Annotated in this window: 13 protein-coding genes and 3 riboswitches; of the genes, 10 read left to right on the top strand and 3 right to left on the bottom strand. The window is 63.5% G+C overall.

The genetic code is table 11. From position 1 onward, the window contains the following. The first annotated feature begins 1 nt into the window (after position 1). From malQ to JM946_RS04375, 3 genes are all read left to right on the top strand, one after another. Positions 2 to 2,194: a 4-alpha-glucanotransferase gene (malQ, locus tag JM946_RS04385; protein ID WP_203165915.1), complete on the top strand. Its 2,193-nt coding sequence runs from the start codon at positions 2 to 4 to the stop codon at positions 2,192 to 2,194. A gap of 33 nt (positions 2,195 to 2,227) precedes the next feature. Beyond that, positions 2,228 to 2,608, top strand: coding sequence for a VOC family protein (locus tag JM946_RS04380; RefSeq protein WP_203165914.1), 381 nt, complete (start codon positions 2,228 to 2,230; stop codon positions 2,606 to 2,608). Positions 2,609 to 2,713: 105 nt separating this feature from the next. Beyond that, positions 2,714 to 2,896 carry a hypothetical protein gene (locus JM946_RS04375; RefSeq protein WP_203165913.1) on the top strand — a complete coding sequence of 61 codons (183 nt, stop codon included), beginning with the start codon at positions 2,714 to 2,716 and terminating at the stop codon, positions 2,894 to 2,896. 51 nt (positions 2,897 to 2,947) lie between these two features. Here JM946_RS04375 and JM946_RS04370 read toward each other — a convergent pair whose 3' ends face one another. The 3 genes from JM946_RS04370 to JM946_RS04360 form a co-directional block, all read right to left on the bottom strand. Continuing rightward, a complete protein-coding gene (locus tag JM946_RS04370) occupies positions 2,948 to 3,613 on the bottom strand; it encodes a cytochrome b/b6 domain-containing protein (RefSeq protein WP_203165912.1) in 666 nt (221 codons plus the stop codon). Between the two features lie 109 nt (positions 3,614 to 3,722). Continuing rightward, entirely contained in the window at positions 3,723 to 5,159 is a 1,437-nt protein-coding gene (locus JM946_RS04365) for an MATE family efflux transporter (protein WP_203165911.1), read from the bottom strand. Positions 5,160 to 5,273: 114 nt separating this feature from the next. Then, on the bottom strand, positions 5,274 to 7,343 hold the full coding sequence (locus JM946_RS04360; protein ID WP_203165910.1) for an energy transducer TonB: 2,070 nt from the start codon (positions 7,341 to 7,343) through the stop codon (positions 5,274 to 5,276). Between the two features lie 432 nt (positions 7,344 to 7,775). On the opposite strand from JM946_RS04360, the gene JM946_RS04355 reads away from it, so the two are divergent. The 7 genes from JM946_RS04355 (at position 7,776) to JM946_RS04325 (ending at position 20,345) form a co-directional block, all read left to right on the top strand. Then, a complete protein-coding gene (locus JM946_RS04355; protein ID WP_203165909.1) occupies positions 7,776 to 9,845 on the top strand; it encodes a S9 family peptidase in 2,070 nt (689 codons plus the stop codon). Next, positions 9,842 to 10,276, top strand: coding sequence for a response regulator (locus JM946_RS04350; protein ID WP_203165908.1), 435 nt, complete (start codon positions 9,842 to 9,844; stop codon positions 10,274 to 10,276). Before JM946_RS04355 ends, JM946_RS04350 begins: the two co-directional genes overlap by 4 nt. 113 nt (positions 10,277 to 10,389) lie before the next feature. After that, positions 10,390 to 13,023 (top strand): HD domain-containing phosphohydrolase, encoded by a 2,634-nt coding sequence (locus JM946_RS04345; RefSeq protein ID WP_203165907.1) that lies wholly within the window; start codon positions 10,390 to 10,392, stop codon positions 13,021 to 13,023. A gap of 181 nt (positions 13,024 to 13,204) precedes the next feature. After that, positions 13,205 to 13,303, top strand: a riboswitch (cyclic di-GMP riboswitch). Between the two features lie 164 nt (positions 13,304 to 13,467). Next, positions 13,468 to 14,640, top strand: coding sequence for a putative Ig domain-containing protein (locus JM946_RS04340; RefSeq protein WP_203165906.1), 1,173 nt, complete (start codon positions 13,468 to 13,470; stop codon positions 14,638 to 14,640). A gap of 351 nt (positions 14,641 to 14,991) precedes the next feature. Next, a riboswitch (cyclic di-GMP riboswitch) is annotated at positions 14,992 to 15,078 on the top strand. Positions 15,079 to 15,194: 116 nt separating this feature from the next. Continuing rightward, positions 15,195 to 15,298, top strand: a riboswitch (cyclic di-GMP riboswitch). 220 nt (positions 15,299 to 15,518) lie between these two features. Beyond that, complete coding sequence (locus JM946_RS04335) at positions 15,519 to 17,375, top strand: putative Ig domain-containing protein (protein ID WP_203165905.1); 1,857 nt, start codon at positions 15,519 to 15,521, stop codon at positions 17,373 to 17,375. A gap of 124 nt (positions 17,376 to 17,499) precedes the next feature. Continuing rightward, positions 17,500 to 18,870, top strand: a complete 1,371-nt coding sequence (locus tag JM946_RS04330; protein WP_203165904.1) for a M16 family metallopeptidase — start codon at positions 17,500 to 17,502, stop codon at positions 18,868 to 18,870. Between the two features lie 17 nt (positions 18,871 to 18,887). Further along, entirely contained in the window at positions 18,888 to 20,345 is a 1,458-nt protein-coding gene (locus JM946_RS04325; protein WP_218042578.1) for a M16 family metallopeptidase, read from the top strand. Positions 20,346 to 20,396 lie beyond the last annotated feature (51 nt).

Raw genomic sequence — 20,396 nt, 5'->3', positions numbered from 1 at the left:
GATGGACAACCCGATCCGCCAACTCGCCCAGTTGCACGGAATCGCGGATTCCTATTTAGACTTTCGCGGCCGGCCCAAGGAAGTGTCGGTCGCATCGCAGACCGCCATTCTGTCTGCGCTGGGCATCGAAGCGGCGGACGACGCTGCCGCCGAAGACGCCATTCATCAATACCAGACGCGCCGTTGGACCGGCTTCGTGCCGCCGGCGGTGGTCGCCGCCGAAGGCCAGCCGATTGCCGTTTCCATCGCCGTGCCGGTTGATCTCGCGGCCAAGAGGGTCGATTGGAATGTGCAGCTGGAGAGCGGCGAACCGCGCTCCGGCACCGCGCAGCTGTCCAAGCTGCAAAAGCTCGAAGAAGCGCAAATCGACAATCGTTCCTATCGGCGACTGGCGGTGTCGCTGCCCGCGTTGCCGATGGGCTATCACACAGCATCGTTCGCGCTCGACACCGGTTTGCAGGGCACGGTGCGCGTGGTGGTCACGCCCGAGCAATGTTTCGAAGCGCCGGCGATTGCTCAAGGGAAACGCCTCTGGGGCATCGCCGTGCAGCTATATTCGCTGCGCGCCGATGACAACTGGGGCATTGGAGATTTCCGCGATCTGCGTCAGCTCGTGGGTCTGGCCGGGCCGCTCGGCTGCGGCATCATCGGACTGAATCCGCTGCATGCGTTGATGCCGGCCAATCCGGCGCACATTAGCCCGTACAGTCCGTCGAATCGACAGTTCCTCAACGTGTTGTACATCGCGGTCGAGGAAGTGCCGGATTTCGCCGAGTGCGAGCTGGCGCGCAAGCGCGTGGCGGAACCGCAATTCCAGGCGCTGCTGAAAGAGTTGCGCGCGACCAGGAATGTCGATTACGTGCGAGTGGCCGCGGCCAAGTTCGAAATCCTGTCGCTGTTGTACGCGAGCTTTCGAGAGCGGCATCTCGCTCGCAACACGCCCCGCGCCGCGGCCTTCAGACAATTCCAGGAGATCCAGGGCGACGCGTTGCGTCTGCACGCGACCTATGATGCGCTCGACGGACACTTCCGTTTACAAGGCCCGCAGTATTGGGGTTGGCCGAGCTGGCCCGAGGAATATCGCGATCCCACCTCGTCGACGGTGCAACGCTTCACGCGCGAGCGTGTAGAAGACGTCGAATATTTCGAATACCTGCAATGGCTCGCAGCAGAGCAATTGGCCAATGCGCAGAGCGCCGCGCGCGAGGCGGGAATGGCTGTCGGTTTGTATGGTGACGTGGCCGTCGGCGCGAACCCCGCGGGTTCGGAGACGTGGTCGAATCGTCACTTGTATTTGCAAGGCGCATCGGTGGGCGCGCCGCCCGATGCGCTGGCATTGAAAGGACAGGACTGGGGCATTCCGCCGCAAGATCCGAACGAGCTGCGGACCCAGCAGTATCAGCCATTCGTCGGGTTGGTGCGAAACATGATGCGTTACGTGGCGGCGCTGCGCTTCGATCACGTGATGACGTTGTATCGCTTGTGGTGGGTGCCGCGTGGCATGCTGTCCAAGGACGGCACCTATGTGCACTATCCATTGGCCGACCTGATGGCGATTCTGGCGCTGGAAAGCCAGCGCAATCATTGCATCGTGATCGGCGAAGATCTGGGCACCGTGCCCGAAGCGATGACCGAGGCGATGGAGCACTATCGCCTGTATCACTACAAAGTGCTGATCTTCGAACAGCACCCCGATGGTTCTTTCAAGCGCCCGGACGAGTATGTGCAGCACTCGATGGCGGTAGTGACCACGCACGATCTGCCGACGCTGCGCGGCTGGTGGGATGGCAGCGATGTGACATTGCGTGCGCAGCTCGATTTGTATCCGACCGATGAGCTGCGCCAACAAGCCCACGATGCACGCATCAGAGATCGTGTGAATCTGTTGCGAGCGTTGGTCGCCGCCGGCCTGTGGCATTGGAACGAGGGCGATCCGCTGCCGCCTTATTCAGCCGCATTGTCGCGCGCGGTGCACGCGTTCATCGGTTTGTCGAGCGCCAATATCGCGCTGTTGCAGATCGAGGATCTGATCGGCATGACCGATCCGGTGAACGTGCCGGGCACCGACACCGAGCACGCCAACTGGCAACGCAAGGTATCCGCGTCACTCGCTGACATATTCTCCAGTCACGAGGCGAAAGATATTCTCTCGGCCATGGATACGGCCCGTCAGGGCATCAACCCGAACGCCTGAGCGAGCTCGAGCCTGAGCTCGAAAGGAGAGAACATGCATCGCAGTCGTCTCGCTGGCTTCATCATCGATTGCAAGACCGACGATCTGGAACAGGCCGCGCAGTTCTGGTCCGCCGCGCTGGGTTACGAGCTGCGCCCGAAGGAGCAGGAAACCAGCCCCATCTATCGCTGCCTGGAGAGCGGGGAGCTCGGCCTGCACATCGAGGTGCAGAGCGTGCAACACGAGAGCCGGGTGCACCTCGACATCGAGACTGACGATATCGAGGCGGAGGCGCGGCGGCTCGAGGCGCTCGGCGCCAAACGAATCGAGAAAGTGCACACGTGGATCGTGATGGAAGCACCTACAGGCCAGCGATTCTGTATAGTGCGGCCACAGAACAATAATTTCGCCGCCACCGCCAATCAGTGGAAATAAATCAATCCCGGCCACTACATACGTTTTTCTAGCGTTGTCAGTGGATCCACCGCGCGCTGTCGTGCGTTACACCGCCGCGATTGGAAGGCTACCGGGAGGAACACCATGCTTTTCAGATTGAAACAGTCCGATGCCCTGCCGATGCGTCCGCGAGTCACTCCAGATCCCGAGCGCGCCGCCGAGCTGCAACGCCGCATCGAAGCGCTCCAGTACCGGCCGGAACTCGGCTTCCATCGTGATCGGCGGCAGGTGCGGGCCGACCGCGCGCCGCTCCGCCTGGTGAAGTGATTTTGTCGCCAGCCGAGAAAAGGGGCGATCCATCGATCGCCCCTTTTCAGTTCAAGCTGCCACCCACCACACCACGCCGGTTGCGAGCACGATGCCCGGCAGAATTCGCCACGCCGGCACCGGCCGCATGGGCCTGATGCGTGCATCCCGGCGCTGACCGGTGAGCATGGCGACGATCAGGTTGTCCCGCTTCGCCAACAGATAAAACAAAATCGCGGCGATGTGCAGGCCGATGAAGGCGAGGATCACGTTGAACACGACCTCGTGGATGTCGGCCAGAGTGCGACTGGTCTCGAAGCTCACCAGATGCGACAGCGGGCCGGACTCGATGCCGTCGACGTCGCTCACGAACAAGCCGATCGACACTTGCGACAGCATGAGAACGAGCATGATCGCCACGCTCCAGCCGCCGAGCGGGTTGTGTCCGGCATCACGATGCGCCTCGCGCGACTCGCGAAGGTAGGCGATGACGCCGCTCGGGCCACGCAGGAAATGTGAGAAGCGGGCGCTGGAGCTGCCGGTGAAGCCCCAGTAGATGCGGAAGATCAGCAGCCCGAGCAGCGTGTAGCCGCTGTAGCGATGCCACTCCATCTGGTGCTCCTCGGCGCTCCACCAGGAGACTGCGATACAGAGGACGAACAGCCAGTGCGTCAAGCGCACCGGCCAATCCCAGATTCGAATCGCGCCGTCGTTGGAATCGGAGGGAATATCGTTCACTGCGTGCACCTTCCCGGATCGGTGCGCAACCATAGCATCCGATTTGGCGATGCGGGGTTACGAGGCGGTCAGCTGTGCAGCGGCGGAAGACGCTGATGACGCCGCAGGCTCAGCGAAGGCGAATGCGTTCCCATGCGCGAGAGCGCCAGCGTAGCAGCAGCACGAATGAGATCAGGATGATGTAGGTGAGCGCGGCGAGCCAGCCGCCGAGCGCGCCCAGTCCGAACTGTGGCAGGCCATCGACCCACCCGCGGCCGGGCTCGAACGACAGTGCGTGCGCGAGAGGCACGAAGATCAGCCACGACAGCAACAGAACGCAGATCGCCGGCACCGTCGCATCGCCCGCGCCGCGCAGGCTGAAAGAGCACGCGAAGTTCAGTCCGTCGAACAGCTGATAAGCGGCGGCCACCCACATGAGCGTGGCGCCCAGCTGGATGACGGCCAATGCTTGAGGATCGTTGTCGGCGACAAACGTCGGAATCAGCCACGGTGCAGTCAATCCCAGCAGCAAGCCGATCGAGCCCATGTACGTCATGCACATCACGATGATGCTGTTGCCGATGCGGCGCGCCCAGGCGCGATCGCCCATGCCGATGGACTGACCGACGAGCGTGGTGCCCGCCATGGCGATGCCGATCGCAGGCATGAACGAAATCGAGGTCAGCATCATCACGATCTGAGTCGCGGCGCCATCGACCGTGCCGAGATGAACCTGCATCAATTGAAACATCGCGAAGCCGAGCACGTCGGCTGCGATCAGCATGCCCATCGGCAGCCCCAGCTTCAGCTGCGCGCCGAGTTTGCTGACGCGCGGCCGCCACATCAGGCGCGAATGAAACATTCGATTGAGCCTGGGGCTGATGAAGATGCCCACAGCCACGAGCAAGCCGAGCCCCTGCGCGCAGTTCGTCGCCCACGCCGCGCCGGCAATGCCCAGGTCCAGCTTGAAAATGAACAACGGCGCGAACACGGCGTTGCTGAGGCAGACCAGCGCCTCCACCATGAATGAAATCTTGGGCCGGCCGATGCCGTTGAAGAACCCGACCATGCCCCACAGCGCGACGCCCAGCGGCGCGCCCATCATGCGCGGCTCCCAGAACTGCACCGCGAGCGACTGCACGTCGGGAGCCAAGCCAAATGGGTTTAGCAGTGCATTGCCGTTCATGGCGATGAACCAGAACACCGGCACCACTACCAGCGCCGCCCACGCCGACATCCAGCCCGCTTGCGACGCGCGCTTGAGTCGGCGCCCGCCGAACGATTGCGCCACCAGAGTCTGGCCCGCGAGACCGACGCCACCGAACAGCGCGATGCACGCGATCACTGGCCAGTGGATCGCGGCGATGGCCGCCAGCGCGCTGGTCGAGATGCGCCCGATGAACCAGGTGTCGGTGAGGTTCAGGATGGCTTGAATGGAGCTGTTGGCCGCGAACGGAACGGCCAGCGCGATGATGGCTCGCACATCCACACGCGCGCGCCCGGCCGCATCCAGCCGTTGCGCAGGCAGTGATGAAGACGAGGCGATCGATGGCGGGGGCGCGTCCATGATGCGGCGGCGGGCGGTATTCACCGCGAAAAAGGACGCGCAGGGTAGCGTCAACGACGCCAATAAAAAAGGCGGCCCGAGCGGGCCGCCTTCGTTACATACAAGCCGTGTGGCTTAGCCGCCGTTCTGCTGCGAGAACTTCAGTCGCACCATGGCGCGTTGCTCGACCACTTCGCCGTTCTTTTCCACCGGCTCGAAGCGCCACTGACGCACGGCGCGAACCGCGGCATCCTCGAACACGTCGGCGGGGCTGGCGTTGCGAACTTCAACATCGTTGACCGTGCCGTTGGTCTGCACGGTAAACGCCAGCTCCACCCAACCTTCGATGCCACGCTTGCGCGCGGCGTCCGGATACACCGGCGACACCATGCGCACCCGCTTCAGCGAAGCGGCGGAGACGATGTTGGTCTGCTGGCTGTTCGCGTCGCGAGCCGCGGCCAGCTCGTTCTCGGCTTGCGTGATGGCAGCGCCGTTATAGCGCGCGCCAACGTCCCGGGCTGCAGCGATCAGCTGCGCAGAACGATCGAACGCCTTGGCGTTCATGGCCTGACGGCCCGAGTCGAGCAGACGCGTCGACAAGGTGCGCGACAGCTCTTCCACTTCCGCACGATTCGGCGCAGCCGTGCGCAGCGCCACCAGCGAATCGCGAGCGCTGGCGCCCGGCGGATCGATGAGCTTGCCCTCGCCGAGACGCTGACGAACTTCGGCGACCATGCCATCGATGTTCGGACCCGAGCCCGCCTGCGGCGCGGCCGGTGTATTCGTGGCCGGACGGCGCGCCCCCGCGGATTGCGGAGCGCTGCTGGGTGCCACCGCCGGGCCCGCGCCCGCGCCGCCGGAGCTGGCGGAAGCGGTGCGAGTGGCTTCGGCCAGTGCGCGTTCGACTGCGGCGAGCGCGCTGCCTGCCGAGCCCATCTCACGTGCGCCTTGGATGTATGTCGCGGCCTGATCCAGGTTGCCGGCAGCGAGCGACTTGCGCGCTTCTTCCGTCAGCTGATTGCTCAGCTCACGGATGGTCGACAGCACCACGGGATTGGTCGGATCGAGGCGACGCGCTTCCAGCAGCGCATCCTGCGCGTTGCCGTTTCTCGGCGTGAGCAGTCGGCCGTTGGCCATGCGATCGTTCGCGGCGCTGACCAGCTGACGCACGCGGTTGCCCACTTCCTGCGCCTGGTTCAGTTGCAAACGTTCACGCTCGCGCGCGACCTGTGTATCCAGGAACGCCAGACGCGGATGGGTCGAGTCGATGTCGCGCGCCGTTTCGATCGTGCGAATGGCTTCTTCCAAACGTTCTGCGAGCAGCGCGGCTTCGGCGCGCTCGAGAATCTTCTCGACCACGGACCGAATACCGTCCTTCGCTTCCTGACTGTTCGGATCCAGCGCCAGCGCGCTTCGATACAGATCCAGCGCGCTCTCGCCCTGCGGCTCGAGGAACTTGTTCTGATTGAACGCTTCCTTGGCCAGCGCCAGCTCGGCTTTCACCGGATCGGGACGCTCCGCCACGCCGCTGGGCTGCTGCGCACCGGGCGCGGTTGGCAGATTCACCGCGGGCGGCACTTCCGGCTCGGCCGTGAATTGACTGACGCCGAACCAGATGCCGCCGATGACCACCAGCAGGCCGGCTGCCAGGGCGCCGTAAGTCATCACGTAATTCTTGGAACCGCCCTCGCCGGTGGCGCCGCCCGTGCTCAGGCGCTGACCCGCGGCTGCGAGATCCAGGTGTTGTTTGACCGCTGCTTCCAGCGACAGGCGCGTCGCGCCGTGCGACAGCGGCGTGAGCAGGAATCGGAAGATGCGGCCGGTGGCCGTCAGCTGCATCAGCTGCGCATTTTCTTCACGCTTGCCGGCAACCACCACCACCAATTCAGGGAAATGCTGAGTCAGCTGTGCGGCCATCGACGCAACGTCGGAGGTGCTCGCGGTGTCCGCGACCAGCACGCCGGGCTTGAGTGTCGACAGACGTTCAGCCACGTGGTCCAGGTCTGGCGCGAACGCCACGGGCACGCCTCGCGGGGCGGCCTTTTTGACCGTTTCCACCAGGTTCGGATCGCGGCTCAGCACCAGGATCGGCGGCTGGTGCCCTTCCTCGAGCTGCCGCATGCTCTGCGAATCGTCGATCTCCAAATTGACCTCGTCCTGAGTGTGTCCGTGTCCGGTGGAACGACTGTGCTGCGCGTTGGCCATAGACCCCTCCTGGGGGTTTTCATGCTTGTCGCGTAATACTACTTATGCAAGATCGGAGAGCTGAGAACTGTATCTGTCTTTTCCGGCTCGCTCGCGTGAACTGCCGCGCAAAATTGCCACGCGGGGTTCAGCAAATCACCCTGTAGTGAATCCGTTGTTGCCTGCCGACCGACGCACCCACGGTCGCTACGATGTTCATTACCATCGGTTTCTGGCGGCTGGCCGGCGTGATCCTACCCCTTTGCTCGCCACCTGCCAGCGGCAAAGTTGTTGGCATGTGGCTACGAACCGTGTTTCGGGGCGCAAATAAGGGTTTGGATGAGGACCACAGTTGCCAGCCGGGGTCCGGCGCTGCACGATCCGTTCAGCTAACCGGTTTTTCATTCAGTTACGTTCGCATTCGCCATCGTGTTCAAACCGCCTCTAGCACCGATGCGAGCTCATCGCGTCGCCTCTCCCAATGGCGTCCGCGACGACGTTTATTACTGGCTGCGCGACGACACGCGCAGCGATCCGGAAGTGCTCGGCTACCTGCAAGCCGAAAATGAATACACCGACGCGATGCTGGCGCCGGTGCAGCCGCTGATCGACGAGCTGTACAACGAAATCGTCGCCAGGTTGAAGCAGGACGACGCCACCGTGCCGGTGCGCTATCGCGGCTACTGGTATTCCATTCGTTACGCCACCGGCCAGGAATATCCCATCGTGGTGCGTCGGGCGGACGCCGCGCACGGCGGCCAGGCGTATGTCGATCGCATCGAAACCGAGGACGACATCCTGCTCGACGGCAACGCGCTCGCCTCCGGTTTGCCGTTCTTCCAATTGGGCGGCTACGAAGTCAGCCCCGACAATCGGCTGCTCGCCTACACCGAAGACACGGTGGGACGCCGGCAGTATCGGCTCAGAGTCAAGGATCTCGTGACAGGCACGCTGTTGCCGGACGTGATCGAGAACGTCGACGGCGGCATCGCCTGGGCCGACGACAATCGCACACTGCTCTATGTAGAGAAGGATCCGGTCACGTTGCTGGGCCGGCGTGTGCGCCGGCACGAGCTCGGCAGCGTCGGCGAGGATCCCATCGTCTATGAAGAGCCGGATGAAAGCTTCGATCTGAGCGTCGAGCGCAGCAAGTCGGAACGATACCTGCTGATCGCCTCGGAGAGCACGACCTCCTCGGAGTGGCGTTACGCGCGCACCGACGACGCCAGCTTCGATTTCAAAGTAGTCGTGCCGCGCGAAGAAGATCATGAATACCAGCTCGATCATCTCGATGATCGCTTCCTGATTCGCACCAACTGGGGCGCGCTGAACTTCCGCATCGTCGAAGCGCCAATCGCGCATGCCGCCGACCGCAGCCGCTGGCGCGACGTGGTGTCTCACGATCCGGAAGTGTTCATTCAGGACTTCGAGATATTTCGCAGCTTCATCGCGGTGAGCGAGCGTTCGCACGGCTTGATGAACATTCGCGTGCAGCGCTGGGGTGAAGCGCCGTTCCATCTGACCGCCGACGATCCGACCTACACCATGGCGCTGGGCTCGAATCCTGAACTGGACACCACGCGGCTGCGCTACATCTATACGTCGCTCACCACGCCCGGCACCACCTACGAATACGATCTCACCAACGGCTCGCGAGTGCTATTGAAGCGCGATCCGGTGCTCGGCGAGTTCGATCCCGCCAACTACGTCAGCGAGTTCATCTGGGCGCCAGCGCGCGATGGCGAACGCATCCCGGTTTCGATCGTGTATCGCAAGGGCACGCCGCTGAACGGCACCGCGCCTTTGTATCAATACGGCTATGGCTCGTATGGCTTGAGCATGGAGCCGGCTTTCAGCACGTCGCGCCTGTCGCTGCTCGATCGCGGCTTCGTATATGCGATGGCGCATATTCGCGGCGGCCAGGAAATGGGCCGACGCTGGTACGACGCGGGCCGCCTCGAGCACAAATGGAACACCTTCAACGATTTTGTCGACGTGACCGATCATCTGGTAGCGCGCGGCTACTGCGCACGCGATAAAGTGTTCGCCGCGGGTGGCAGCGCCGGCGGGCTGTTGATGGGCGTCATCGCCAACGTCGCGCCAGATCGTTACGCCGCGCTGGTGGCGCACGTGCCGTTCGTCGACATCGTCACCACCATGCTCGACACGAGCATCCCGTTGACCACACTCGAGTATGACGAGTGGGGCAATCCGAACGAAGCCGCTGCCTACGCTTATATGCTTTCCTATTCGCCTTACGACAATATCCGCCGCCAACCCTATCCGGCCATGCTGGTGACCACCGGATTGTGGGACAGCCAGGTGCAGTACTACGAGCCGGCCAAGTGGGTGGCGAAGCTGCGCCAGCACGACACCGGCGGCCGACCGCTGTTGCTGCACGTCAATCTGGAAGCCGGCCACGGTGGCAAGTCGGGGAGATACGAGCACATGCGCGAAGTGGCGCGGGAATACGGATTCATCATCGCCCTGGCACGAGGCATGCGCATCGGAGCTGCCTCATGAGCCACACCGGGTACATTCTGCTCGCCGACGATAATCCCACCGACGCGGAACTCACCATTCGCGCGCTGGAGATCGGCGGCGTATCCCAGCAGGTGGTGTGGGTTCAGGATGGCGAGGCGGCGCTGCACTACGTGTTTCGTCAGGGCGTGTACGCACAGCGGCTGTCAGGCAATCCCAAGCTGATGCTGCTCGATCTGCACATGCCGAAGATCGACGGGCTGGACGTGCTGGCGCAGATCAAGGCGGATCCGAAGACCCGCTCCACGCCCGTGGTGATCATGAGCTCCTCGGATCAGGAGTCGGACATGGCGCGCAGCTACGAGGCGCACGCCAATAGTTACATCGTGAAGCCGGTGGATTTCAAACAGTTCACCGACCAGGTCTCGCAGCTCGGGCAATACTGGACGCGCATCAATCGCGCCGGACCGTGAGAATGTCGACTGCGTCTCTCTTTGCGGTTGCGGGATCCCCCTAATCGTGCCTCCCAGGCCGCCGCCGGGCATACTTCGGTGGCTCCGCAGGGTCGTTATTTTCAGAGGCTGGCATGGGTGTCATCCTGATCGCATTCGAGCGCGAATCCGAGCAAATCGCGCTCGAGACATTGCTGTCGGGTCGCGGTCATCGTGTATTGAAGTCCGCGAACGGGCTCGCAGCCCTGGACGTCGCGCGTCGCGAGCCGCCGCAGGCAATCGTTTCCGATATCGTCCTGCCGCGCATGGACGGCTTCGCCCTGTGCCGCAAATGGAAACAGGACGAGCGCCTGCAGAGCATTCCTTTCGTGTTCTACACGCGACGTCACGACGATCCCAAATATGAACGGTTCGCGCTGGAGCTCGGCGCCGAACGTTTCCTCGCCCGCTCCACGCCGCCGGAAAAGCTGCTGAGCGCGCTCGATGAGTTATTGCCGCCAGGTCATATGAACGGCGCGCGCCCCACCGTGAACGCCAATGGCGGCCTCGGCAACGGTCATGGCAACGGCGCGAGCGGCAACACCCGTCCGATGAACATGCTCGACACGGCGGCGATGCAACGCTTCGCCGTGCTCGAAAAATCCCAGGCCGACGCGCTGGAGAAAGCGCAGGCCGCGCAACGCCAGCAGGCGGCGCAAGCTGAAGCGTTGGAAAAAGCGCAGAAGCTGCAAGCAGCGCAGGCCGAGGCGTTGGAGCGCATGCAGCGGGCTCAGGCCGCCCAGGCCGAGGCGCTGGAAAAAGCTCAGCGCGAGCAGGCCGAAGCGATTCAGCGAGCTGAACGCGCGCAGCTCGAAGCCGAGCAGAAAGTTCAGCATGCGCAAGCTCAGGCGGAGGCGCAGGCCGAAGCCGTGGAGCGCGCCATGCAAGCTCACTCGCGACTGCGGTCGCAAGTCAGCGAGCTCGAAGCGGTCAATCGGCGTCTGGCCGATGGCGAGGCGCGTTTCCGCCGCGTGTTCGAAAGCAATCCGCTGCCCATGTGGATCGCCGATCACGCCACTGGCGGCTTCATCGCAGTCAACGATGCGGCGCTAGCGATGTATGGCTACTCGCGCGCCGAGTTTCTCGCCCTCAAGGCATCGGCGTTCGAAGTGACCGATGCGGGCGTCGATCCGCAAGTGAAACAGCACCGGCGCAAGGATGGCGGCATTCTGGCGCTATCCATCGCGACCCGGCAGATCGAGTTCGACGGTCGCAATGCCGATCTGGTGTCCGCCTTCGATCTCACGCAGCGGCTGGAGCTCGAGCGCCAACTGCAGGAGCAGGCCAACAGCGGCGCCGCGATTCTCGACGCCGTCGCGGACGGTTCTTGGCTGCTCGGCGGCGACGGCCAGATCCTGGATGTGAATGCGGCTTATTGCCGCATGTCCGGCTACAGCAAGGAAGAACTGCTGCGGATGAACGCAGCCGACATCGAAGATCAAAGCTCCGGCGAGACCACCATGCGGCTGCAGCTCGGTCGCGTGCGCGGTGGCGGTCGCTATGAGACCAAGCATCGCCGCAGGGACGGCTCGCTGTTCGATGTCGAAGTGAGCGTCGGTCTACTGGAGAACGCGCGCGACAGCATCGTGCTGATTCGCGAGACGGGGCAGCGCCGCCGTGAGCTGATCGCGCAGCGCATGTTGCAGCGGCAGTCGGATTTTCTGGTCGATCTGTTCAAACAAGCCGACACGTTCGACGAGTCCGCCATCGTGCGGCGGGTGATCGAACAGGCCATGGAGATCACGCGCAGCCCGCTCGGTTATTTGTATTTCGTCGATCCGGTGCAAAAGACCATCACGCTGGCCGCGTGGCGCGACGGCAGCCGGCCGCAAGTGGTGATGGCCGATTCCGAACCGCAGCCTCTGGGTCGGGCCGCGTTGTTCACCGACTGCGTGCGCAGCAAGCATGTGATGTCGAGCAACGATATGACTCGCAAGCCCCAGAACGACGGCCTGCCGGACCTGACACGTTATCTCGCGGTTCCCATGCTTTCCGGTGACGAGGTGGTCGCGGTGCTGGGCGTCGGCAATCGTGAAACCAGCTACAACGAGGACGATCAGCGCACGGTCGCCGGGCTGGCTGACGGCGTCTGGCGCGTGCTGCATACGAAGCGCGCGCATGCGGTGACGCTCAGCGCGCTCCAGCGCACCGACGTAGCCCTGCAAGGCATGATCGATTCGTTCGTGCGCATGAGCGAACGGCACGATCCGTACACGGCCGGCTCGTCACGTCGGCTGGCGGCGCTGGCGGTCGCGATCGGTCGCGAAGCCGGTCTCGACGGTGAGCGCCAGCACGGCCTGCGTGTTGCTGCTTTGTTACATGACATCGGCAACATCGCCGTGCCGGCGTCCATTCTCAGCAAGCCGGCGCCTCTGACGGAGACGGAGCTCGCGTTGATGCGCACTCACGTCGAAGAGGGTTGCCAGCTGCTCGCGGAGATCGATTTCGGTGCGCCGGTCGCCGAGATCGTCTTTCAATCTCACGAGCGCTTCGACGGCAGCGGCTACCCGGTGGGATTGAAGGGCGAAGAGATCATGATCGAAGCCCGCATTCTGGCCATCGCCGACACCGTCGAGGCCATGTGTTCGCCGCGACCGTACCGGCCGGCAGCCGGCATGGATGCAGCCATCGACGAAATCAACCGTGCGGCCGGCCGGCTCTACGATGAGCATCTGGTGGCCGCCTGCACGCGACTGATCCGGCAGCACGGCTTCACGCTGCCGGAATGACCTGAGTTTTCGTTAGAGACAAAGCGCGTTGGCAGGGGCATCAGGTCTTTGCTGCCTCACCTCCTCAGCGTCGCCATTAAGCGTCGCTGAAACTTCCTCACGAGAAGTTGCAACTTTTCCTGAAGCGCGTTGGGCGGCTCGCCCGATATGTCAAGTTCGCGGGCTCCGACACAATGTGCCCCGTCTGTAAGGGCAAAGCCGTTCGAAAGACGGTGACGCAAAGCCTCCGGTCCTCCGATGCCGCTCCAGCAGCCGCATCGAAGATAGCGGGGTCGCCGTTGCGATCTGATCATCGATAGATCGTACCGTGAAGTCCTTGGGCCTGCGGCCCGCGCCCACAGCGCCGGCTCAGCAACGCCAGCTTCCCTTGCCAGACACAGGTGCTCGCCGCGTAGCCACGCGACGCGAGCTGGCTCGGAACACTGTGCTTGCTGGAGTCGCTCAATGCGTTTTTCTGCTTCGTTCGCCGCGGTCGCGGCGCTCGCGTCATTTGCCGGTATCGCATCCGCTCAGACCAATCTGCCCCCCACGATCAGCGGCACGCCGCCGACTCTGATCAAGACCAACACCAGCTATAACTTCCTGCCGACCGCCCGCGATCCGGAAGGTCGTCCGCTGAAGTTCAGCGTGGTCAACAAGCCGGGCTGGATGGCGGTCAGCCCGAACAGCGGCCGCTTGATGGGTTATCCCAAGTCGCCGGGCACCTGGAGCAACATCCGGCTGCGCGTGACCGACGGCGTGCACACCGTCTATCTGCCGACCTTCAGCATCACTGCCACCACGACTGGCACTGCCAGCAAGACGAATCGTGCGCCGACGATCAGCGGCACGCCGGCCACCACGGCCAGCGTGGGCACGGCTTACAGCTTCCAGCCTTCGGCTGCCGACGCCGATGGCAACACGCTGGGCTTCACTATCGCCAATCGTCCGAGTTGGGCGAGCTTCAGCACTTCGACGGGTCGCTTGAGCGGCACGCCGACTGCGACGGGCACCTTCAGCAACATCGTCATCCGCGTGAGCGACGGTCGTGCGACGACTTCGCTGCCGGCCTTCACGATCACCGTGGGCAGCAGTGCCAATCGTGCGCCGGTCATCAGCGGCACGCCGGCTCGCACCATCAACGTGGGCAGCGCTTATAGCTTCCGTCCGACCGCGAGCGATCCGGATGGCAACGCGCTGACGTTCTCGATCGCGAATCGTCCGAGCTGGGCGAGCTTCAACACCAGCACCGGTCAGTTGTCCGGCACGCCGACGGCATCGCAAGCGGGCACGTACAGCAACATCACGATTCGTGTGAGCGACGGTCGCGTCACCACTTCGCTGCCGGCCTTCTCGATCAGCGTGGTCGACGCGTCGAGCAGCGGTGCGGTGCTGAGCTGGACTGCTCCGACTTCGAACACCGACGGCAGCACGCTGACCAATCTGGCCGGTTATCGCATCGCGTACGGCACTTCGGCCAGCGCCATGACGAGCACCATCCAGGTGGCGAACCCGAGCGTGACCAACTACACGATCAACAATCTGGCGCCGGGCACGTACTACTTCACGGTGCGCGCTTACACCAACAACGGCACCGAGAGCGCGAACTCGAACGTGTATTCGAAGGTCGTGCGGTAACGCCAAGTTTGTAAAGCGCCAGGTCGAGTGGCGCGCGCAACGGCGATCGGAGCAATCCGGTCGCCGTTTTCTTGTTCCAAGACTAGCGATCGGACTCCTGTCACGCGCCCGTGCTCCGGGTAAAGGCGTGTTTTTCTTTCCGCCGCCGCCTCTGTCGGCGGGGGGCATCGCTGTGCCCGGGCCGCGGTTTTGTCCCGCAGAAAATATTCCGATGTGCACTCAACGAGAGCGGGGCCGTCCGGATTCTGGCGGACTTATGTAACCGCGATGTGACATCCACGGCCGTTGCTTTGTTTGGATTGTCGGCCGGTAACGACAATTGCAAAAACATAATCTCCTGGGTTTAACTCAACATCACCAGGGCATAACCGTCGAAAGACGGCGACGCAAAGCCTCCGGTCCTTGACGGCGCAAGCCGGGGATAGCGGGGTTGCCGGCCAGCTCGCTCCGCCGAGCCAACCGTCATCCTTCCTTCTTTTCCCCTGCTCGTTGGCTTCGTGACCGTAAGCGTCGCGCCCTGGTCAGAACGATTGTGAGAACCAGGGAGCAGCAGAGAGTGAAATCGGCAAACCCGTCGAAAGGCGGGGACGCAAAGCCTCCGGTCTACTGGCACGCCGCGCATGACGCGCTGCGCGCCCACGACAGCGGGGTTGCCACGATCGCTAACGTCTCGCTCGCAGAGCCCCTCGCGAGCGTGCACGCGCACGATTGTGCATTGAGCAAGCTGCCGATAGCGCGCCTTCAGCGCGCGCACCTTTTCCTGCGCTTCGATAGTCGCGTCTTAGCCGCGACGGCTGCCTCATCTCCAGAAAACAGCTGCGTCTCGCAGCGCCGGTCGCCAGGCCGTCGTTGCCGCGCGCGAAGCCAAGGTACGAACAATGATTCCAACCATTTTCGGGAACACGTTTCTACAGCGAGCCACGCTGGCGCTGATCGCCGCTTCGTTGAGCGGCTGTTTCGATAGTGGCTCGGACGATAGCGGCCCGATACAAGACGCGGTCGAGCAGCCCGCGACTGGCGGCTCGGGCGACGATCCCGTAGGCGGCGATCCGCTGCCGACGCCGGCCAACCAGCCACCGGAAGTCGACGGCACTCCGGATGCGAGCGTGACCGCGGGTCAGATGTACACCTTTCAGCCGGTAGCCAGCGACGCCGACGGCGACTTTCTCGAATACACCATCACCAATCAGCCGCAGTGGGCGACCTTCAACGACGAGACCGGTCTGCTGACCGGCACGCCGGACGATGCGCACGTTGGCGAATCCGAGGAGATCACCATCACTGTTACCGACGGTCGTGACACGCGCTCCATCGGTCCTTTCAGAATTCACGTGCGCGGCCGCACCGAGACGCCGCTACCTGGCAACAACGCGCCCACGATCTCGGGCACGCCCGCGTCGTCGGTGATGGTGGATCAGCCGTACAGCTTCCAGCCGGTGGCCAACGACCCCGATGGCGATCGATTGCGTTTCTCGATTTCCAATCGGCCCTCGTGGGCCAGCTTCAGCACCACGACCGGTCGGCTGAGCGGCACACCGGGCACCGCGAACATCGCGACCTATTCGAACATCGTCATCAGTGTCAGCGACGGCTCGATCACGCGCAGCCTGCCGGCGTTCGCAATCCAGGTGCGCGGTCCGGACAACCGTGCTCCGACTATCAGCGGCTCGCCGGCCACCAGCGTGCAGGCGACGCGAACCTATACTTTCGTGCCGAGCGCCAGCGATCCCGACGGCGACACGCTGGTCTGGCGCATCACCAATCGTCCGCGCTGGGCGAACTTCAGCACCGCGAGCGGCCGCTTGAGCGGCACGCCGGCCGCTGGCGACGTGGGCACGTATTCGAATGTGATCATCTCGGTCAGCGACGGTCGCGTCACGACTTCACTGCCAGCGTTCGCGATCACCGTGAGCGCGCCTGCGAATCGTGCGCCGACCATCTCCGGCTCGCCCGCGACGACAGGCAGCGTCGGTGTGGGCTACTCGTTCACGCCGAACGCGAGCGATCCCGACAACGACACGCTGGGCTTCACCATCCAGAATCGTCCCACCTGGGCGGCGTTCGACACCGCGACCGGTCGGTTGAGCGGCACGCCGACCACGGCAGGTACGTTCTCGAACATCGCGATCACTGTGAGCGACGGTCGTGTGTCTGCGACGCTGCCAGCGTTCTCGATCAACGTCAGTGCGCCGAGCAACACTGCGCCCACGATCAGCGGCACGCCCGCTTCGACCGTGACCGCGGGCACTGCTTATAACTTCCAGCCGACCGCCAGCGATCCGAATGGCGACACGCTCCGGTTCAGTATTCAGAACATGCCGTCGTGGGCTACGTTCAGCACCACCACCGGTCGGCTCTCGGGCACGCCGAGCGCTTCGAATGCGGGCACCTACTCCAACATCGTGATCTCGGTGACCGATGGGACCGCGACGCGCTCGCTGCCCGCGTTTGCTATCACGGTCACCCAGTCGAGCACCACGAGTGCGACGCTGTCGTGGACGCCGCCGACGCAGAACACGAATGGCTCGGCGCTGACCAACCTGGCCGGTTACCGGGTCGTGTATGGTCGCGACAGCAACAATCTCGACCAGACCATTCAGATCGCCAACCCGGGTCTGTCGACCTACACGGTGAGCAACCTGACGTCGGGCACGTGGTACTTCGCTGTGAAGGCATACAGCAGCACGGGCGCCGAGAGCGCGGTGTCGAACATGGGAATGAAGACCATCCCTTAGCCGGGCAGCCGCGAAATCCTTGCAAACCTTCCCAGGCCCGCCTCCGGCGGGCCTTTTTCATTGCCCATCGATGGTATTCTCGATCGATGTCCGCGCGCCCAGCGCGAGTAACGGAGTGGTCACCATGCAGCGCGCGTGGTTTTCTGGCGTCGGTTTGTGCCTTGCATTCGCACTACTTCCGGTCGCTGCAGCAACTGCTGCGACCACCGCGGCAGTCCGTGTAGATTTTTCTGAGCACACGTTGAAGAACGGCCTGCGCGTACAGCTGGTCGAGGATCGCACCACGCCAGTGATTGCGGTCAACGTCGCTTACGACGTCGGCTCCCGCAACGAGCGCCCCGGCCTCACGGGGTTTGCGCACCTGTTCGAGCACATGATGTTCAAGGGCTCGAAGAACGTCGGCGACGGCGAGCACTTCTATCAAGTGTTCACCAACGGCGGCTCCATGAACGGCACCACCAGCGCCGATATCACCCTGTACTTCGAGGCCCTGCCCGCCAATCAGCTGGAGCTCGCGCTGTTCCTGGAAGCCGATCGCATGCGCTCGCTGGAAATCACCCAGGCCAAGCTCGACAACCAGCGCCAGGCGGTGCAGGAAGAGCGCCGCATGCGGGTCGACAATCAACCGTACGGGCGTTCGTACGAGCGCTTCGACGAGCTGTTCTACGACAACTTCGGTTATCAGCACTCCACCATCGGCTCGATGGAAGACTTGAACGCCGCGAGCGTGGAGGACGTGGCCGAGTTCTTTCGCATCTATTACGCGCCCAACAATGCCGTGCTCTCGGTGGTCGGCGACTTCAAGCGCGACGACGCGCTGGCGCTGATTCGCAAGTACTTCGAAGACATCCCCCGTCAACCGGCGCCGCCACCGGTGGATCTGATCGATCCTCCGCAGAAGGCGGAGCGTAGAGAGACGCTGACCGATCCGCTGGCGCGCGCGGCGCAACTGCTCATCGGCTACAAAGGCGATGTCGGCAACGGCCCGGATCAGGCGGCGCTGCAAGTCCTGTCCTCGGTGCTCCAAAGCGGCGACAGCTCGCGGCTGTATCAGACCATCAGCAAGGAAAAGGAGCTGGTGACCGGAATCGGCGGCTACGTCGAGGAGCGCATCGGCACCGGCGGTTTCTATATCACCGCCACGGTGCGGCCGGATCGCAAGCCGGAAGAAGTGGAGGCCGCGATCTACGAGGAGATCTCCAGGATCGTCGAACACCCCATCGCCGATTGGGAATTGCAGAAGGCGCGCAATGCCACACGCATGGGTTATTTGCAGAGCATTCGCAGTGCGCAGAACCGCGCGAGAATCCTGGGCACTTACACCATCCTGTTCCGCGATCCACACTTGATCAACACGCGTCTGGCTAAGATCGAAGCGGTGACGCGCGCGGATGTGCAGCGTGTCGCCAAGAAATATTTGCAGCCCACGAATCGTACCGTGCTGACGACGCTGCCCGCGCCAGCGGCGGCTCCGACCCCGACCCCGGGACCGTAAGCGAGCAGGCTATGACCATGCTTACATCCAAACATTTCCTGCTGGCGCTGTTGTCGGCGCTGATGTTCGTGCCGGCCGCTGCGCAAACGCCGGCGGACGCTCCCGCTGGCGCCTCGACCAAAGGCGTCGAGCTGAAAGGCAAAGCCCCCGTCAATCCGCAGACGTTGCGCGTGCAATTGCCCAAGCCTCAAGAGGCCGTGCTGTCGAACGGCTTGCGCGTGTCGCTGCTGGAAGATCGCAAACTGCCGACGTTCTCGCTGCAGCTGTGGTTCAACGGCGGCGGTCTGGCGGATCCGCCGGACAAACGCGGCGTCTCGATGGTCACAGCAAGTCTGCTGCGTGAGGGCACCAAGAACCGTTCCAGCCGCGAGATCGCCGAGCAACTCGCGACGCTTGGCGCCAGCCTGTCCTCGAGCTCCGGCCCGGCTTCGGGCGAGAGCGTCGTGTCGGTGACCGGCTTGAGCGATTACGTGGATCCGACCATCGCGCTGGTCGCCGATGTGATTCGCAATCCCACCTTCCCCGACTCCGAGCTGGAAAAATTCCGCACGCGTTTCCTGGCGCAGCTGGAGCTTCGACGTGCGAATCCGAGCTTCCAGGCGCAAGAGCAGTTCATGCGAGCCGTCTACGGCGAGCATCCCGGCGCACTGGTGGTGCCGAGCGAAGCGGTGATGAAACAACTGAGCCGCGCCGATCTGGCTGCGTTCCACGCGGCGCGCTATCCGCCCAACAACGGGTTTCTGATCGCGCACGGCGACATCTCTCTGAAAGATCTGGTGGCCAGACTGGAGCGGCACTTCGGCGACTGGCCCAAAGCGGAGCTCGATCAGATCTCGCTGCCCCCGCCCAAAGGTCCGGACAAGGCGCGCGTGCTGCTGGTCGACCGGCCGGGCTCGGTGCAAACCTCGCTGTGGGTGGGCGCGCTCGGCATCCAGCGGGATCACGACGATTACTTCGCCATGCTGGTCATGAATCACATCCTCGGCGGCGGGCCAGCGTCGCGACTGTTCATGAATCTTCGGGAGGACAAGGGCTATACCTACGGGGTCTATAGCTCGTTTACCGGAACCACTTTCCCAGGGGTGGTGGTCGCCAGCACCGATGTGCGTACCGCGGTCACGGAGGGCGCAATGCACGAGTTGAGTGTGGAGCTGCAGCGTATCGCCAGCGAACCGGTCTCGAGCCAGGAACTGATCAATGCGCGCCGCGCACTGATCGGGCGATTCGCGCTCTCGCTCGACTCTCCGCAAGCCTTGATGGGCAATCTGGCGACTCAGAAGATCTATCGTCTACCGGCCGATTACTGGGATACCTATCCCCAGCGGGTCGAAGCGGTCACGCCGGCCGATATCCAGCGGGTCGCGAAAAAATACTACGACCGCGAGCGGCTGCAGATCGTCGCGGTGGGCGATGCCAAGGCGCTCGGCAAGGTCCTGGAAAAGTACGGCGCGGTCGAGCCTGTCAGCGCCATGTAAGCGGAGCGTTGGCGTCGGTCGCGCACAGTGCGGCCTCATTGAACGATCGTT

Origin of the sequence: Steroidobacter gossypii (assembly GCF_016801985.1) — a bacterium.
In the GTDB taxonomy this organism is placed as follows: domain Bacteria; phylum Pseudomonadota; class Gammaproteobacteria; order Steroidobacterales; family Steroidobacteraceae; genus Steroidobacter; species Steroidobacter gossypii.
Note: the sequence above shows the minus strand (reverse complement) of the source record. Positions and strands in the feature narration are given on the sequence as shown.

Excerpts from the sequence above, each read along its gene's own strand:
- JM946_RS04335 (WP_203165905.1), top strand. The coding sequence starts at position 15,519 with ATGATTCCAACCATTTTCGGGAACACGTTTCTACAGCGAGCCACGCTG.
- JM946_RS04350 (WP_203165908.1), top strand. The coding sequence starts at position 9,842 with ATGAGCCACACCGGGTACATTCTGCTCGCCGACGATAATCCCACCGAC.
- JM946_RS04330 (WP_203165904.1), top strand. The coding sequence starts at position 17,500 with ATGCAGCGCGCGTGGTTTTCTGGCGTCGGTTTGTGCCTTGCATTCGCA.
- JM946_RS04355 (WP_203165909.1), top strand. The coding sequence starts at position 7,776 with ATGCGAGCTCATCGCGTCGCCTCTCCCAATGGCGTCCGCGACGACGTT.
- JM946_RS04380 (WP_203165914.1), top strand. The coding sequence starts at position 2,228 with ATGCATCGCAGTCGTCTCGCTGGCTTCATCATCGATTGCAAGACCGAC.
- JM946_RS04375 (WP_203165913.1), top strand. The coding sequence starts at position 2,714 with ATGCTTTTCAGATTGAAACAGTCCGATGCCCTGCCGATGCGTCCGCGA.
- JM946_RS04345 (WP_203165907.1), top strand. The coding sequence starts at position 10,390 with ATGGGTGTCATCCTGATCGCATTCGAGCGCGAATCCGAGCAAATCGCG.
- JM946_RS04340 (WP_203165906.1), top strand. The coding sequence starts at position 13,468 with ATGCGTTTTTCTGCTTCGTTCGCCGCGGTCGCGGCGCTCGCGTCATTT.
- malQ (WP_203165915.1), top strand. The coding sequence starts at position 2 with ATGGACAACCCGATCCGCCAACTCGCCCAGTTGCACGGAATCGCGGAT.
- JM946_RS04365 (WP_203165911.1), bottom strand. The coding sequence starts at position 5,159 with ATGGACGCGCCCCCGCCATCGATCGCCTCGTCTTCATCACTGCCTGCG.
- JM946_RS04325 (WP_218042578.1), top strand. The coding sequence starts at position 18,888 with ATGCTTACATCCAAACATTTCCTGCTGGCGCTGTTGTCGGCGCTGATG.
- JM946_RS04360 (WP_203165910.1), bottom strand. The coding sequence starts at position 7,343 with ATGGCCAACGCGCAGCACAGTCGTTCCACCGGACACGGACACACTCAG.